The sequence below is a fragment of the Thermoplasma sp. genome (assembly GCF_008709555.1).
In the GTDB taxonomy this organism is placed as follows: Archaea; Thermoplasmatota; Thermoplasmata; order Thermoplasmatales; family Thermoplasmataceae; genus Thermoplasma.
Genome location: NZ_VYIJ01000006.1, coordinates 16,111 through 32,484 on the forward strand (window position 1 = coordinate 16,111; position 16,374 = coordinate 32,484).

Annotated in this window: 17 protein-coding genes; 9 read left to right on the plus strand and 8 right to left on the minus strand. The window is 47.4% G+C overall.

The features are described from left to right. Positions 1-5 precede the first annotated feature (5 nt). Positions 6-1,652, plus strand: a complete 1,647-nt coding sequence (locus F6Q11_RS03500; RefSeq protein ID WP_297026322.1) for an NAD(P)-binding protein — start codon at positions 6-8, stop codon at positions 1,650-1,652. Positions 1,653-1,726: 74 nt separating this feature from the next. Here F6Q11_RS03500 and F6Q11_RS03505 read toward each other — a convergent pair whose 3' ends face one another. The 3 genes from F6Q11_RS03505 to F6Q11_RS03515 all read right to left on the minus strand — a co-directional run bounded on the left by F6Q11_RS03505 (position 1,727) and on the right by F6Q11_RS03515 (position 3,305). Beyond that, positions 1,727-2,167: a hypothetical protein gene (locus F6Q11_RS03505; RefSeq protein ID WP_297026323.1), complete on the minus strand. Its 441-nt coding sequence runs from the start codon at positions 2,165-2,167 to the stop codon at positions 1,727-1,729. 34 nt (positions 2,168-2,201) lie between these two features. After that, a complete protein-coding gene (locus F6Q11_RS03510) occupies positions 2,202-2,972 on the minus strand; it encodes a zinc ribbon domain-containing protein (protein WP_297026324.1) in 771 nt (256 codons plus the stop codon). Between the two features lie 72 nt (positions 2,973-3,044). Further along, positions 3,045-3,305 (minus strand): hypothetical protein, encoded by a 261-nt coding sequence (locus tag F6Q11_RS03515; RefSeq protein WP_297026325.1) that lies wholly within the window; start codon positions 3,303-3,305, stop codon positions 3,045-3,047. Between the two features lie 62 nt (positions 3,306-3,367). Between F6Q11_RS03515 and F6Q11_RS03520 the strand changes: the two genes are divergently transcribed. Further along, entirely contained in the window at positions 3,368-4,069 is a 702-nt protein-coding gene (locus F6Q11_RS03520) for a helix-turn-helix domain-containing protein (RefSeq protein ID WP_297026326.1), read from the plus strand. A 104-nt stretch (positions 4,070-4,173) separates the two neighbouring features. Then, positions 4,174-7,119, plus strand: coding sequence for a thermopsin family protease (locus F6Q11_RS03525; RefSeq protein ID WP_297026327.1), 2,946 nt, complete (start codon positions 4,174-4,176; stop codon positions 7,117-7,119). 4 nt (positions 7,120-7,123) lie between these two features. Here the strand turns inward: F6Q11_RS03525 and F6Q11_RS03530 are convergent, their stop codons facing one another. Then, complete coding sequence (locus tag F6Q11_RS03530) at positions 7,124-7,612, minus strand: hypothetical protein (protein ID WP_297026328.1); 489 nt, start codon at positions 7,610-7,612, stop codon at positions 7,124-7,126. A gap of 211 nt (positions 7,613-7,823) precedes the next feature. Here F6Q11_RS03530 and gltA point away from each other — a divergent pair, with 211 nt between their 5' ends. Both gltA and F6Q11_RS03540 read left to right on the plus strand, forming a co-directional pair. Next, a complete protein-coding gene (gene gltA, locus F6Q11_RS03535) occupies positions 7,824-8,981 on the plus strand; it encodes a citrate synthase (protein WP_297026329.1) in 1,158 nt (385 codons plus the stop codon). Between the two features lie 90 nt (positions 8,982-9,071). Then, entirely contained in the window at positions 9,072-10,367 is a 1,296-nt protein-coding gene (locus tag F6Q11_RS03540; RefSeq protein WP_297026330.1) for an arsenic transporter, read from the plus strand. 81 nt (positions 10,368-10,448) lie between these two features. Here the strand turns inward: F6Q11_RS03540 and F6Q11_RS03545 are convergent, their stop codons facing one another. Then, positions 10,449-11,408, minus strand: coding sequence for an ABC transporter substrate-binding protein (locus F6Q11_RS03545; RefSeq protein ID WP_297026331.1), 960 nt, complete (start codon positions 11,406-11,408; stop codon positions 10,449-10,451). Positions 11,409-11,516: 108 nt separating this feature from the next. On the opposite strand from F6Q11_RS03545, the gene F6Q11_RS03550 reads away from it, so the two are divergent. After that, entirely contained in the window at positions 11,517-12,575 is a 1,059-nt protein-coding gene (locus F6Q11_RS03550) for an iron ABC transporter permease (protein WP_297026380.1), read from the plus strand. A 9-nt stretch (positions 12,576-12,584) separates the two neighbouring features. Here the strand turns inward: F6Q11_RS03550 and F6Q11_RS03555 are convergent, their stop codons facing one another. Next, positions 12,585-13,415, minus strand: coding sequence for a hypothetical protein (locus F6Q11_RS03555; RefSeq protein ID WP_297026332.1), 831 nt, complete (start codon positions 13,413-13,415; stop codon positions 12,585-12,587). Positions 13,416-13,457: 42 nt separating this feature from the next. Between F6Q11_RS03555 and F6Q11_RS03560 the strand changes: the two genes are divergently transcribed. Beyond that, positions 13,458-14,273: a menaquinone biosynthesis family protein gene (locus F6Q11_RS03560; protein WP_297026333.1), complete on the plus strand. Its 816-nt coding sequence runs from the start codon at positions 13,458-13,460 to the stop codon at positions 14,271-14,273. Between the two features lie 30 nt (positions 14,274-14,303). On the opposite strand, the gene F6Q11_RS03565 is transcribed toward F6Q11_RS03560, so the two are convergent. After that, on the minus strand, positions 14,304-14,978 hold the full coding sequence (locus tag F6Q11_RS03565; RefSeq protein WP_297026334.1) for a phosphoglycolate phosphatase: 675 nt from the start codon (positions 14,976-14,978) through the stop codon (positions 14,304-14,306). Positions 14,979-15,015: 37 nt separating this feature from the next. Between F6Q11_RS03565 and F6Q11_RS03570 the strand changes: the two genes are divergently transcribed. Continuing rightward, a complete protein-coding gene (locus F6Q11_RS03570) occupies positions 15,016-15,291 on the plus strand; it encodes a ribonuclease P (protein WP_297026335.1) in 276 nt (91 codons plus the stop codon). Here F6Q11_RS03570 and F6Q11_RS03575 read toward each other — a convergent pair. After that, a complete protein-coding gene (locus F6Q11_RS03575) occupies positions 15,281-15,508 on the minus strand; it encodes a hypothetical protein (RefSeq protein WP_110642509.1) in 228 nt (75 codons plus the stop codon). The two genes, F6Q11_RS03570 and F6Q11_RS03575, sit on opposite strands and share 11 nt — an antisense overlap. Positions 15,509-15,733: 225 nt before the next feature. Between F6Q11_RS03575 and F6Q11_RS03580 the strand changes: the two genes are divergently transcribed. After that, positions 15,734-16,336 (plus strand): hypothetical protein, encoded by a 603-nt coding sequence (locus F6Q11_RS03580; RefSeq protein WP_297026336.1) that lies wholly within the window; start codon positions 15,734-15,736, stop codon positions 16,334-16,336. The last annotated feature ends 38 nt before the right edge of the window (positions 16,337-16,374 follow it).

Here is a 16,374-nt window from a genome sequence, read left to right on the forward strand (position 1 = left end):
GCAGGTTGGTCTCAGCAGCGGAACCAGGTTACATAGGAAGCGTCAGAATACCCAACAGGCTTGTCATGTCCCCGATGATATCGAACATGGCCGATCCTGATGGCAACACCAACGAGAACCACATATCATACCTCGAGGAGAGGGCAAAAGGCGGGGCCGGCCTGATCATCACAGAATACACCTATGTTGACAGGAGATCCGGCATCGGATCAAGGAACCAGATGGGCATGTACGATGAGAGGCAGATTCCAAAGTTCTCCAGGCTGACGGAGAGGATACATGCGCATGGTTCCAGGGTGTTTGTGCAGCTGGTGCATGCTGGAGCAAAGGCCATTGGTTCCATCAACGAATACAAGATAGCGCCGTCGAAGACATCGTTCGATCCAGCAGCCCGTGAGATGGATCTTTCTGACATAGAGGACGTAATATACGCCTACAGGAGAGCCGCAAAGATAGCCGAAAGATCCGGCTTCGATGGTATAGAGATACACGGTGCCCATGGATACCTCGTGGATGAATTCATATCGCCATGGTGGAACAGGCGCACCGACAGGTATGGCGGTTCCTTCGAGAACAGGATGAGGTTTCCGCAGGAGGTAATAGAAGCAGTAAGGTCTGAGGTAGATTTGCCGGTTGGCATAAGGATAAGCCTGTACGAGGACGAGAACGACGGATACGGCCCTGATTATGGTATGAAGGTTGTTGAATCGCTCAAGAACATCGACTATGTTCATGTGTCAGCAGGGAACAACGAACCTCCAGGTTCATCAGCTTCATTCTATTCTCCGCATGCGCACATATTCCAGAAGATCAGGGGCAAAGCTGGCAAAACGCTGATCATTGCAGGTTCCATAACTTCCGGCGAGGATGTTGACCGCGTGCTATCCGTGGCTGATTTCGCGGCCATCGGCAGGGGCATGCTTGCAGATCCATACTTCTCCATCAAGATCCTGACCAGAAATGATGGAATAAGGCCATGCATAAGATGCAACCAGGGATGCAGGAACCTGGCGTATGGAGAGGTACGCTGCACTGTGAATCCGTACTTCGTAGTTCCTGAACCAAGGAAGATGTACAGCGGAGAAATTGTCATAGCTGGTGCCGGCATAAAGGGTCTAGAGGCATCGCTGTACGCTTCAAAGTCTGGACTGAAAGTGATACTCTATGAAAAGGAGGACAGGATAGGCGGCCAGCTCAACGATATATTCGATGCGTCCAAGGCTCAGGAGTTTAGAAGGTTGATTGACTATTACGGGAAGGCACTTGCGAAATACGGAGTAGATATTAGAGTCGGAGAGAGGTACAGTGGGGATGGAATATACTGCCTTCCGGACATGGTCTATCCCGATCTTCCGGACAGGAATGAGATCTGGATAGACTCAAACGTTTACATGTATCACGACCTTGCATTGAAATATGCGAGCGAACACAGGGTATACCTATCTTCCTACAGCCTGAGCAGTCTTGACAGGGCTAGGAAGAAGGCGTACATTGAGATCGCGAAGAAATACGGTGTAACCATAGTTGATTCCTCGGATCACTACGATATAAGCATACATGAGAAAAATCAGTACGACATCTACCGGGCCATGCTGTCTGGAATAGAAGCGGTGAGGAGATATTTGGCCGCGTCCGAAAACGAATTCCTCTGATCGTCCGATCAGAGCATCACCCCTGAGAAGTTGAAGACCAATCATTTATATTTTGCTTTTTCGAGCGCCAGAATTCATATTATGCCCATCTGCGTCCTAATGTATGGGGATCCAACAAAGTGCCCGTGTATCATTCCTATGTGTATGATCGGGAAGAGGAATACGCCTAGCAGCAGTGATATTACAACCGCTATGAATATGGCTATTATTGCGAGCGCCAGTGAATCAATCCAGCCGATGCCGTAGACCTCCTTGAATACCCAGAGCGATCCAATGAATCCAAATATTATCCCTATGAAGGGCGTGAACAGGGAGAAGATAAAGAAGAAGACATAAAATATTATGATGGACAGTAGCGTGGCAGCCATGGCTTGACCGAATGTCGATCGCCTCGATACCAGTTTACCGGCGATCCACACAGGAACAGATGCTATTATCAGTGTCAGCACTATGGCTATTACGAATGCGATGAAATCTCCAATTATGACAAGCACGGTGCTATATATCCTTTCCATTTAAAAAAGTTGACAGGGATATGGCTTGATTTCATCATGCATTTCTTTTCAGGTCGGATCTGAAGCGTTTAACGCCATATCGGACCAGCATCACGAACACGGCGACTACCACAACGTACGGTATCCATGTCAAAAAAAGTACCGCAAAATTGTTGGATCTCTCCAATGCTATTGTCCAGGACTCGAATATGCCGGCGGTGAGGAGCTCCAGTCCCACCATCAGCCAAACTATTATGGCGGTCTTGACCTCCTTCCTGAAGGACCGCCTGAAGATAGAGGCGATCAGGAAAGCCCCTTCCGTGGAAGCTATGGCATACGAAGGAAGCTCAAGCCATGAGTATGGTAGGAGAAGAAGCGATAGGAGTGCAAGCGGCCCGGTCACTCCTTCAGATATGGCAAGTGCATTAAGCACTATGGCGGTGGAATAGGTTGATATTATGAAGAATATCTGCCCTATGACCGGTATGATCTCTATCGTTGCGATCTCGTAGTTGTGGGAGAATATGGAGAAGGATCTCACTATCAAGGGGAGGGACCTCACGGACTGCAGGCTCGGCTCGTTCTGATTCACGATCTGGCTCGCCGTCGATCCTGACATGGGCAGAGCCGTGAGTGCGAACATAAGCGCAAGCTCCGCAACGAACACAAGGACCATTGTGAGTACCCGCTGCCTTGAGAATATACGCACAAATGCGGCCTTCCAGCTGTTGTCCTCTACGGCAGGAAACCTGTATCCGCACACCGGGCACTGTTCGGTACCTTCTGGAACAAGACTGCCGCACTGGGGGCACTGAAGTTCTTTCATGTATTTAAAAAATGGAAAAGCACAATATTAAATTTTTTAAAATATTTGAAATATATTCAAATAAACATAGTATCACAGAAGCTTCTGTGTGGCGAAGATCTCATGCTTCGTGGGGGGATTCACCTTCTCCATCAGGCTCCTGAAGTCTTCCAGGCTTGGCGCCTCCCACTCACATATGGCCATCCTCTCATTGCCTATGACGTTCACGGACTTGAGCGTGAACCCAGCCGGCAGCTTGCCGTTCTTCTGCATATCAATGATGCTTCCAACTACCTTGAAGGCCTCATCCTGGTTCTTTTCCTTCCATCTGTGCTCCACTATCAGTGAAACCATTTTTTATCACCATGTTTATGAATACGATGAAAGATATATAAGTGATGCCGGTATGTGACGGTATGGAGGAGATCGAGTTCGATCTTGTGAATGATCTGCCATTCTGCAGACTCAGTAAACTCTTCCCGGATGTCAGTTTTTACAGGTGGTGCAACTCTGCCGTCGACTACCTTGAATTTTACGGAAAAGATGAGGATCTGAAGAAGGTGGATAGCTTCCTCCCGGAGATCGAGAGAGAACTGAACACGCATGTGATATACAAAACTGAGGGAAAGGGGAGTTTGTCCGTAATGCTTCTATGCAGGTGCAACGCTTTAAATTCCACGATAAGGAAGGCAGAATCAAAGAACCTCATGTGGAAGGCTCCGGTTTACTATCAGAGCGGCCATGAGAAACTTTCACTCATATCCCCTGTGTCGGAGAGCTTCCTGTCGATATTCGATGAGTTCGGGAAAATAGGTGACGCCAATGTCGTCAAGAAGTCAGAGATAAAGCCTGAACTTGTGAGGGATACCTACGCCGTCTCAATGTCGGATCTGCTCTCTGGTCTGACTACAAAGCAGCTGAAGTATCTGGTCAATGCATACCACATGGGATACTTCGACACACCGAAGAGAGTTCAGATAGGCGAGATGGCCAGGGAATTCGGCATATCATATTCTACGTTGCAGGAACACCTTGAGAAGGCTGTTAACAGGATACTGAAGGGTCTGGAGCCTTATCTTACCATAGACCTGCACATACGGGATGACAGGGAGGAGTGAAGCGAAGGCTCCACATCTTTTTATATCCATTTTTCTTTTAGACGATCACGTCGCAGAAGATACTCGTCATATTTCTGGTCATCATTGCTCTCGCCGGATCTTCGATGGCAGCTTTTCCGCTTCACGCATCGCCTGCCGGTGTGCATCATTATGAAACGAATGTTCCTAATGAATCCCAGGAGGGTCAGATCCTGTCCAGGATAGGCAGTCTGAATCTGAGCAGCAGGTACGCTTTCCTGCCAAATTTCAACGCGATGAATGATTATTCATCGGCCGGTCACATCACGATCACCTATCCCATTAGTCCCGCTCCAATGGGTGTTTCGGATGTTGGCCTCAAGAATTCAAGCAGTGGCATCGTACCATATTCCATCAATACTACAGGGGTGATGGGGGTCGCCGATCTTAACAGCACGCAGGTATTCTATCCATACGATGATCAACCCTACAGCTTCGCAGTACAGCTCAATGCTGTACTCCATGGCGTCGATCTCTTCGGAAATTCCTCATACTCTTTTTGGACGCAAAACGTCGTGATATATTCGACTAGGACGCATCAGCTCACCTTCATAGACAACATATGGAATTTCTCAAGCCAGGCATTCAACATGACTCCGAACGCACTCCATGGCGACGGTAAGCTTGTGCCGGGAGTTTACTACTATGATATCGGGCCGACCATGAACGTGTCTTTCCCCTTTATTCTGGAGCTGTACCTTAATTCAACCCTTCAGAATGGAAACGATGTGGTCTACTTCAATTATAGTCTGCATAACGGCAAGGTGATCAGACCTGGAGTGTACGATAAGGTCACGTTCAATTCATCTGAAGAAGCTTCTTCGCCGGCGGAGTTCATGATCTCGGGGTATTCTCCATCGCCATCTGGACTGCTTTACGATGCTGAAATGGCCATAACCGGGCCGGGTGGAGGCAGCAACGTGGACGTCTATGAGATCAACGGCACGATGGCCCTTTACCTGTACAACACAACTTCTGCATCATTCGTTCCAGCTGCATCAGCCTATGATGCAGGCGTGGATACCGGTGAAACATCTTACGGCATCGATGTGGGCTGGTACGGTCATACCGCAACGCTGCAGCCCGGTCCATCTCTGGTTTATGGGCTCTGGAATGTGTCTGGTGGTGAGAGAAGAATATCCGGCAGTGCTGAACCTTACGGTTACATATTCGTGAGCCCAGGTACGCAATTCAGCAATATCTCAGCCTCATGGGCACCTTATAATGGCACGCATTTCAGCTTCGTCCTTCCGGATGGGGATTATTCAATTGCCGTGCTGAGGAATTTCTATCAGCCGGAATACGTGAACAATGTGAGTGATTCAGCGGTGCTTCTTAAAAGCCCCAGAACCGGGGAGATATACACGCCTGTGCTGATTGAGAACTACAGCGAAGCCATCTTTTATGCATTCTCTGGCAATGGGACATCGGAGAACCCGTTCATCATGTCCTTTGGCCAGTCGGTATCTGTATCTTCCCTCTTCGGTGTTCTGAACGATTACCTGTTTCCGGTGTTCCCTGGCATCTCCATAATAAACGTGGATTACCACATGGATATCGAAAACGCCAGCTCGTTCCGGATAACCTATGGAACCCAGTACGAAGGCATGCTTAATGGCCATGGTCTCAGCGATACAAACTGGATGGGCATAGTCCTTTACGGGACTTCAAACGTATCCATAGTTGGAGGTCTGAATATAACGGGCTGGTTCCCTGAGACGATGAAAGGTTTCATAGTGGCGAACCTCATGGTCTGGAACTCTTCAAACGATCTGATCGCAGACAACATCTTCTATTCGGTCCATGCCATATCAGGAGAGCTCCAGCCCCCATACTACTCATCACTTCTCATATACGGAAGGAACTCAACAAACGAGAACAACACGGTATGGGGTAACTATTTTCCCGATCAGTACGTGTCTGAAAACGGAAACGGAACAGTCGGGATCTTCATAGATTCCTCCGGCAACCTGATATACAACAACGCCTTCACGCAGTACGACATAGCGTATTCACCGGACTTCAACATCTATACTGATTCCAATGCCACGTATCATGATAACTGGAACATCTCTTCTGTTGAGCCCGTAAATTACACGATCAGTGTTGATGGCTTCGACCTAAACGGAAGCATCGTGGATGGAGGATATGAGGGCGGAAACTACTGGGGATCCCCTCTGATAACGCCACCATGGAACGAGAGCGGATACATACAGAGTGGATACGATTACCATCCGCTCGTGTATTTCATCTATGAGCTGTCATTCGTGATCCATGGGCTTCCGACTGGAGCCAGCTGGGAGATCGTTGCGGACGGCATATACTACGTCAGCTCCGGAAGGTACATAAATGTCACGGAGTTCAACTTCGGAAACACAACCTACGCAGTGTTCCTGCCTCCAGGATACATCAGCAGCTATTCTGGATACGCGCTATCCTATAAAAATATGAGTGTGGTGAACGTATACGTGAAGCAGGTCATGACCTATGGGATCGTGTTCCGCGCGATGAACTACGTAAGGAATGAGACATGGTACCTGGATATAGCTGGGAACCTCTACTCATCAACCTCGCAGGATCTCATAGTGAACCTTCCAAACGGGACGTATTCATACTCTGTGTTTGCGCCGCCAAACAACTACACAGCGGTATCAGGCTACGTTTCCGTCAATGGAAGATCTATTATCGTGAATGTGACTTTCCCGGAGGAGCTATACACCGTCGTGATAAGGGAAACAGGCCTGCCTGCAGGTTCCTCATGGTATGTGGTCATAGACGGCAGGGCGTACTATTCCAACAGCACAACAATATCGATACTGCTTCCCAACGGCCAGTATCCGGCCCAGTTTGCTAGGATACCAGGCTACAGGGCATCAGCACAGAGTGCAAGCATCGTGGTCAACGATCAGCCTGTTCAATATATAGAAACGTATACCTACAGCGGAAACTATGACTATTACCTTGGTGCGGGAATAATCATAGGTGCAATGATAACGGCCTTCGTGTTCTTCATAGATCGCCGCAGGAGATAATGGTTCATGCGATCAGCATGGATAAGGACAGGACATCCTCAATCACACTGTTCGATCTGGACGAAAGGAAGTAAAGGTGGTTATCGTTGGTACGGGGATCCACCATCGACAGGAACGATCTCATGAACTCCGTTGTGAACTCAGGATTTGGGCCGTTGAAATCAAAGATCATCAGCCTGTCGTAACCTACCAGAAATATGTTTATACCGCGGAAAGAGGCCTCCTCGCCGAATATCTCAGACGCCAGCTGGTGCCCAAGATTCCTGGATCTCCTGACGCTGTCCACTATCATCTTTGAGAAATCGGCGATCTCGAAGAGATCGGTGTCAGGAACTTCCACCGCGATCCTGTTCGCCATCCTCGCGTGTCCAGGAGTGTAAATTATTATCTTCTTCCCGTAAATGTCCCTGATCAGATCGGTTGCGGAACGCTCAAGATCCGAATCGTTTTTATATTTCATCATAACCAGATTTCCGTACTTGTCTCTGATCACTTCGTTCCACTTGTTTGATCTACCGCTTCGGCGTATTAATCTTATTTCACGCATGGATTGTTCTTCGCTGTATCAAATTCATATGCATGGTGACTAAATAGTATATTTTTAATCTATTTATTTGAAAATTAAATTATGTATACCGATAATGGAATTATACGACGAAATTTCAAATAGCGTTAAAAGATATCATATATGTAGAGGTGCTTTAATGCCAGAAACTGAAGAGATTAGCAAGGGGCTTGAGGATGTCAATATAAAATGGACGAGGCTCACGACCATCGATGGGAACAAGGGTATTCTGAGATATGGCGGTTATTCCGTCGAGGATATAATCGCCTCTGGAGCTCAGGATGAGGAGATACAGTATCTCTTTCTGTATGGGAATCTGCCTACGGAGCAGGAGCTGAGGAAATATAAGGAGACCGTGCAGAAGGGCTACAAGATACCGGACTTCGTGATAAATGCAATAAGGCAGCTTCCAAGGGAGTCGGACTCTGTGGCGATGCAGATGGCAGCGGTGGCAGCCATGGCCGCATCGGAAACAAAATTCAAGTGGAACAAGGATACTGACAGGGATGTTGCCGCAGAGATGATAGGCAGGATGTCCGCGATCACCGTGAACGTCTACAGGCATATAATGAACATGCCAGCGGAGCTTCCAAAGCCATCGGACAGCTACGCCGAGAGCTTCCTGAATGCTGCCTTCGGCCGGAAGGCCACGAAGGAAGAGATAGACGCCATGAACACGGCACTGATACTCTACACGGACCACGAGGTGCCTGCTTCCACTACGGCCGGTCTCGTTGCTGTATCTACTTTATCGGACATGTACTCTGGCATAACGGCTGCGCTCGCGGCTCTGAAGGGCCCGCTGCACGGCGGCGCGGCAGAGGCGGCGATCGCCCAGTTCGACGAGATCAAGGATCCATCTGCTGTTGAGAAGTGGTTCAACGATAACATAATAAACGGAAAGAAGAGGTTGATGGGCTTTGGTCACAGAGTTTACAAGACATACGATCCGAGGGCGAAGATATTCAAGGGTATTGCAGAGAAACTGTCCAGCAAAAAACCGGAGGTACACAAGATATACGAGATAGCGACGAAGCTTGAGGATCTCGGAGTCAAGACATTCGGTTCCAAGGGTATATATCCAAACACAGACTACTTCTCTGGAATAGTGTACATGTCGATAGGATTCCCGCTGAGGAACAATATTTACACTGCTCTATTCGCTCTGTCCAGGGTCACCGGATGGCAGGCCCACTTCATCGAGTACGTAGAGGAACAACAGAGACTCATAAGGCCGAGGGCCGTATACGTTGGTCCGGCTGAGAGGAAGTTCGTTCCAATAGCTCAGAGAAAATAAGTTTTCAAAACAACACCTTTTTATTTCCATAAAATAATTTACATTTCAGTTAATATATCAAATTTTTATAAGCAGTGAGGATACTGTGCGGTGGTATTGTTCCGTCTCATCCTTGCAGCCGCAGTTTTTGCTTTCACACTCATCCTTGTGATAATCAAGCCATGGAAGCTCGATATAGGCTATTCAGCTCTGATAGGTGCACTTGTATCGATCCTTGTCGGCATTTCCACACCAGAGGACATACTGAAGGTCTGGGATATCATCTGGAATCCAACATTCACCTTCGTTGCCATAATAATAATGTCACTGGTATTCGACTACTCGGGTTTCTTCGAATACTATGCCATAAAAATATCCAAGCTTGCAGGCGGGAACGGGCTCAAGCTCTTCGTATTCATAGTGCTTCTTGGTGCAGCCATTTCCGCATTCTTTGCCAACGACGGCACAGCGCTTGTCCTCACGCCCATAGTATCCGCAATAACCGCGAGGACAGGAATGGACAGGAAGAGGGCAACGGCATTCATAATGGCAACTGGTTTCATAGCAGATTCTTCAAGTCTTCCTTTCATAATAAGCAACCTCGTTAACATAATAGGGGCAGGATACTTTGGGGTATCATTCGCTCAGTACGCTGAAACCATGATAATACCTGATGCCGTGAGTGTCCTAGCAAGCCTGGCAATGCTCCTGATAATATACAGGAAAGAGGCGTCTGTCAGGTACAGCCCTGCTGATGTGGGGGACGAAGATAAGGTAATAACGGACAGGCAGATATTCAGGCTCGCATTCCCGTTCATAATACTGGTCGTTATTGCCTATTTCGTATCAAGCTTTGACAGCGTTCCCGTGAGCTTCATAGCTCTCCCCGCTGCTCTGATATTGCTCTATATGGCACGCGTTAATGGTAAGATAAACACCAACCTTGTGCTAAAGGAAGCACCATGGCAGATAGTCCTGTTCTCCCTTGGCATGTATGTCGTTGTCTATGGCTTCGGAAACGCCGGCCTCACCAGCCTTCTAACCGATCTCATGCGATCGGCAATGTATCTGGGGAACCCGGCGTATACAGTGATCGGTGGTCTCTTCTTCGGTTTCCTCGCAGGTGCGATGAATAACCTGCCATCCACCATGATGGGCGTACTCACGGTTTCAAATCTAAATGGAAACAGATTTCTGATGTACGCAAACGTGATAGGAAACGATATCGGCCCTAAGTTCACGCCAATAGGGTCGCTGGCAACCCTGCTCTGGATGTACACCCTGAAGAGAAAGCATGGCATAGAGATAACCCCAGCATATTACATGAAGATAGGCTTCATAGCCGCGCTTCCAGTTCTTGTTCTGACGCTGATTTCGCTCTACGCCGTTGTATCGATTGGTCTGTGAATGCATCCGTCCTCTACATGAAACCTTTTATGTAAAAATTGTGTTTGAAAAAATGATGGTATTCAGATAATGAACCGTTTTTCAGAATGATGAGGGAGCAGGGTTATCTGCCAGTTGAATGGGGAAAGCTGGTACGTTCACCGTGGTGTTGTAGACCTCGTCTATGAGCCACTGGACAGCGTACACGGATCTGAACGCCGGCTGGTTGAAGTAGTTGTCGTCGAATATTGTGAAGTACATATTGTTCTTATACGCGTTTGTCTGGTCGAACGGGGCCGTCTTCATGACAGATGAATTTACGTACTGATCCAGGAGTATTATGTCTGGAGAATCATTGAGTATCATGGAGCCAGGAACGGTGTAATAGCCTGATTCGTTGGCGATGTTTTGCAGATCGGCTATGTTGAAGAAGTCGTTTATGAAGGTCTGGTTGCCGGCTGTCCAGTAACCGCCCTCTGTGCTCAGAAGGTAGAATATGCTCATCCTCTTCCCATGGGACAGTTCGGTGGCATTCTGGTGCAGGTACATCAGCGAGGTCTGCATCCACTGCACTATTTCTGTCGCGTTCTTCTGTGTCCCCGTTATGTTTCCGAGTTCCAGGATCTGCTGCTCTATCTGTGTGAAGTTGTTCTGGCCGACCTCGATCACCGGTATGCCCATGTCAAGGATCTTCGTTATAACGTCCTGCGGGTAGTATGAAGGTATGGTTATCACCGCCTGTGGGGACACGTTCAGAAGTTCCTCATAATTGACTGTGTCCAACTCACCCACAATGGGTATGCTAAGATTCTTCGGATAGGTAGTGTACGTGCTTATGCCGACCAGATCCTTCTCAGCTCCCAGCGCGTAGAGATTGACCGTTATGCTGGGCAGCAGTGATACGATTCTTGTCAGCGGGTGCGTGAATGGCAGCTTCGCGTTAGGTGCATAGACCTGCGCCACGTCGGTTGTGCCTATGTTCTCCCTGTAGTAAAAGTATGAAACACCAGCCACGACAACAACAATTATGATTGCGATGGCCACTACGGAATTTCTGTTCATGAATTTCACCAAATTAATTTCAGTTTCAGTAAACTCACTTCAATATATTAAGATAGCGATCTTTATTATGGTGAAACTGATTTAAGTAACATAAAGGGGGATTGATTGGTGTTCTCTGACATACGATACCACGGAAAGGTTCTGAAGGTACCGGTTGCAGTTTCGAGTATCCTTATACTGGTACTGGTATCGGTGATCTCGCTGGGTATAGGCAGCATATCCATATCTGTCAGGAGGACAGTTGAGATAATATGGGATCAGATACCCATTCTCTCCTCATTGCATCACTTCGCAGTTCCAAGGAACGATTATCTCATAATAACGGAGCTGAGGGAGCCGCAGGTGATCGGCGCCATAATAGTTGGGTCTACGCTGGCCATTGGCGGTTCCGTGGTCCAGAGCATATTCAGAAACCCGATAACTGAACCGTACATCATCGGCATATCCAGCGGTGCCGCGCTCGGTGCTGTGCTCAGCATAGCTCTTTCACTTTCCTTTCTTGGATACTACACGCTCGAAATAAACGCTTTCCTGTTCAGCACGGTCACGGTTGCCATAGTATATCTCATATCATTCAGGCATGGCAGGGCTCCGCCAACGTTCCTTCTTCTGATCGGCATCTCACTTTCCTTCTTCTCTTCATCTATAGTATCATTCATAATATTCTCAGATGTGAATCTGGCAGGCAGTGAGTATTTCTGGCTCCTTGGATCCATAGAGACCATAAGCTGGTCCGAGATCGTTGCACTCATACCAATCGTTCTCTTCTCATCTATAGGCATATACCTCCTCAGGAGCGAGATCGATGCACTGCAGATGGGGGACGAGCACGCGCATTCCATAGGAGTAAATGTGGAGAGGACAAAGGCCATCCTCATAGCGCTCGTCACGCTGAGTACATCAGCAGTGGTATCCGTATCCGGGCTCATTGGGTTCGTCGGACTGATCATGCCGCATGTATCAAGGCTCATATACGGCGGGTCGAACAGATACGTCATACCAACATCCGCGGTCTTCGGTTCAATATTTCTGATGGCCGCAAATGACATCTCAAAGATCATAATCCACGGTGAGGTTATACCCATAGGCATAGTGACCGGAATGATAGGTGTGCCGGTCTTCATATACCTTCTGGGCAGGATGGCAAAGGGGTCATATGTACAGTGATGCACGATTTCATCTATAGATCACAAGAATAGATATGAGTATGGCGATGTTGAATCCTGTTGCTATGAAACCCACGCGCTTCATGGGCATGTTCTTCATGGCGACATCTGATGCGGCCGCTACAGTGAATATCGAGGCGAAGACGTAGAAGGCATACCTGCCGGTCAGGATAAGAACAGGCAGGATCAGGATCATTGATGATACGTAAACAGGCACGATGCGTTCAGCGAAGAGTCTCTCAAACCTGATCTTCATTATCCTTGAGTTGGCTATCTCAACCGGCCCAGATCCCATTAGCATCTCTCCGGTGCTCAGTATCAGGAATATTATCAAGATCCGCATGGTTATGGAATGCTGGAATGCGGACGATACGATGAGGAACATGGATGTCAGCGTGAGTATTGATAATATACGTGTGTAGAGCTTTCTCTCGCCGTACCTGAAAAGTACTGCATAGACGATAAGAAAGATGGCGAAGGCGAGCATCGATGTATACGGCAGTACGCCTATCACGGCGATATACGCAATCCAGGCAAGCAGCAGGAATCCCAGAAAGACAACATGCAGGTGGTTTTCCGCAAGAAATTTCAATGGATTCCTCCCGGCCTTCCATATCCTGAGCGCTGACAGTACTGGATCGTAGATGAAGAACGTCGTTAGCATGATTAAGAACGTTATGATTCCATATGCGGATGGTCTGTAGCTTGAGATGATGGAGATAATCATCGTATTGGCCCAGACAACGATGAGCCCGTGTTCCCTTGGAATTGCAATCTTGAATCTCCCTAAAGCTGGCTTCTGGTTAATCATCCCAAGTATCTCCGATGAAGCTATCATCATGCACCGGTAAAAAAATATTATGTCATGACGCTATAACGTGTTATGAGGATAACAGTTGCACACACCCCTGATCCAGACGATGCATTCATGTTCTATGCCATGTTTCAGGGGAAAATAAGGACGAAGCTTGAGTATGATCAGGTCATAAAGGATATAGAGACGCTGAACAGGGAATCGAAGAATGCAATTTATGATGTTACTGCATTATCAGCGAATGGATACGTGCAGGTGAGCGACAGGTACATGCTCACCAGATCCGGAGCGAGTTTTGGCATAAGCTACGGACCGATGGTGGTCGCGGCACACGACGTTGATCTGTCCAGATCACGGATGGGTGTGCCAGGGTTCATGACCTCATCATACCTGCTATACCGGATGTTCGGGCCGGAGGCCAGAGAATACGTTGAGATCAGGTTCGACAGGATCCCGGAGGCCATACTGAACGGAGAGGTCGACGCAGGCATACTTATACATGATGAACAGCTGACATACGAGAAACATGGCCTGAAGAAGGTCTTCGATATATATGAGGCATGGAGGAGCTATGCCGGAAACCTCCCGGTACCGCTTGGTTTCAATGCAATACGCAAGGATCTGCCGAAGGACGTCATATCAGGATTTTTGGACGACTTTGAGAGATCGATCAGGTACGCAATGGCACATGAAGACGAGGCGGTGAAATATGCAATGCAGTACGCCAGGTACACTGATCTGGAGATGGAGAAGAGGTTCGTCAGGATGTACGTGAACGAACTCTCCATAAACTTTGGTGAAACCGGTAAAAAGGCCCTCGAACTTTATTACAGGCGGGCAGCTGAAAAGGGACTTATAAAGCCATTCCAGCCGGAGATAGTCTGATCCCATAACGGCAATAAATTTTTAACATTTTCATATGAGCCCAAAGTGATCGAATATCTGGCCTATTTCCTCTCCGTAGGAATAGTCTGATATGAAATCGCTCATGGCCTTTATGTTCTCCGTGGCATTTGCCGGGCAGGCCTTCCTTACGGGTAGCTGGAACATGGGCATGTCGTTATTGGAATCGCCGATCACCAGTATCTCATCATAACCGAGTGAGTATTTCTCTCTGAGCTTGTTTACAGCGAAGGCTTTATCCTCGCCGCGGTTCATCAGATGCCATGAGTAGCCGCTGTAGAATATAACAAGCCCCCTGGATTCAGCCTCCTTTCTGACGTAATCCACATCCTTCGGGTCTATATCGAAGCCTGTCGATGCCTCCCTCCAACGGTTGGTCAGTATGCTCCTCATTGAGGTTTTCTTTGACATCTCCTCTAGGAATCTGTTAGTCTCATCGTTGCTGAAGAACTTCTGTATGGAGCCGTCGTTATCGAACATTATGCCGCCGTTCTCGCCGAACACCGGTCCGTTTATGCCGAGAAAGATCTTCAGTGCGTAGACCACGGGAATGACGTTGCCGCTCAGCAGAGAAACTATGAGGCCGTTCCTCTCAGCCGCCCTTATGCTCTCGATTGCGGCCGTCGATATTAGTCGATCCTTATCGGTTAGTGTACCATCGACATCTATTGCTGCCAACCTTATCATGCGGGGAAATTATTATGAAACTAATAACTATTATTGGATGTTGATAACAAAGAAAGATGTGGACGCAATAGCGAAGAGACGCATAGAAAAGCTTTACGATTTCGCCCTCAGAACGGGAGATAAGCGCTACATAATACAGATGGAACGGATTGCCCTTCGCATGGACATAACGCTTCCAGCAGGGATAAAGAGAGGATACTGCAAGAAGTGCAAGAATCCCTACAGAAACCAGGTAGTCAGAATAAAGAAAAATCTTGTCACTGTAAGGTGTCCTATCTGTGGAAATATAAGGAGATTCCAGATCAGTCGCTGACGGTTTCTATCTCAAACAGGACATTGAAGCCAGCAAGTGTAGCGTGGATCTTGTCTGCGAACCAGATGGCATCCTCTGGTGTGGCGCCATTTCCCCATTCGTATACCATGTCCTGTTCCCCTATTACTGGCTTGAAACCAAGCGATCTCAGTCTGTTTATGACCTCACTAGGTCTCGCACCCTCGCTCGAAAATGAGACCTTTATGTAAGTTTTCATTGATATCCATGGGTCATTTTCACTTAATATAAAAGATTTGTTCAGTACACAGGGATGTCATATATAGGAATACCTATTCGTAATAGATATAGAGATGCAATTTGTCTAACTTTGATATAATTTTATGTCTTTTTATTATTACCTTTCCGAAATAGACCCGGGTAAATTTTTTAAAGCCAGTTTTAATTAGCAAACGTAAGTGTTCTCCCCCAGAAAGTGTTGAAGATGAAACCGATAATTGTTAAGAAGGGCGATGTACGAAGGCTTCTCAAAGAAAGTGGCGAGATCGATGGAAATGATGGGAGGATATCAGTTGCCGCACATATACTTTATCAGTTCGGTGACAGGATAGTATTCGTTAAGGCTTACGAAAACGAGGACATAGATCTGAAGATAAAGAACAGGAAAAACGACTATAGATACATCAAGGTCATAGGTTCCCAGAATGGAGAGTTTCACATAATGGATCTACCAATAGGAGACAGGAAGATAGGATCAGAAACGCTCTATGGCATGATCATGTCAAGTGAAACCTTTGGGCCCAGGATAAGAAACGAAATACTCAACATGATAAGCTTCGAGATGAAGAGGAGGAACTCCATCTGGATACTGGTGGATAAGGATAACCACGCGTACTATCCGTTCACAACGCATTCCATAACAGAGATCATACTTCATGATGTTGAATACAGGTTTGAACGTGGTTTGATAGGCAGGAACCTCGAGATAAGGGTACCGGTACAGTTCATAGACAATTACTGGCAGAGGTACCTTAAGGCAAAGAACAGAACGCCAAGCGAGGTATGGGCGGCCATGATCGTGCAGTGAATGGCATTGGGTTAGAGGTCAATTTTTCAATAAAAATG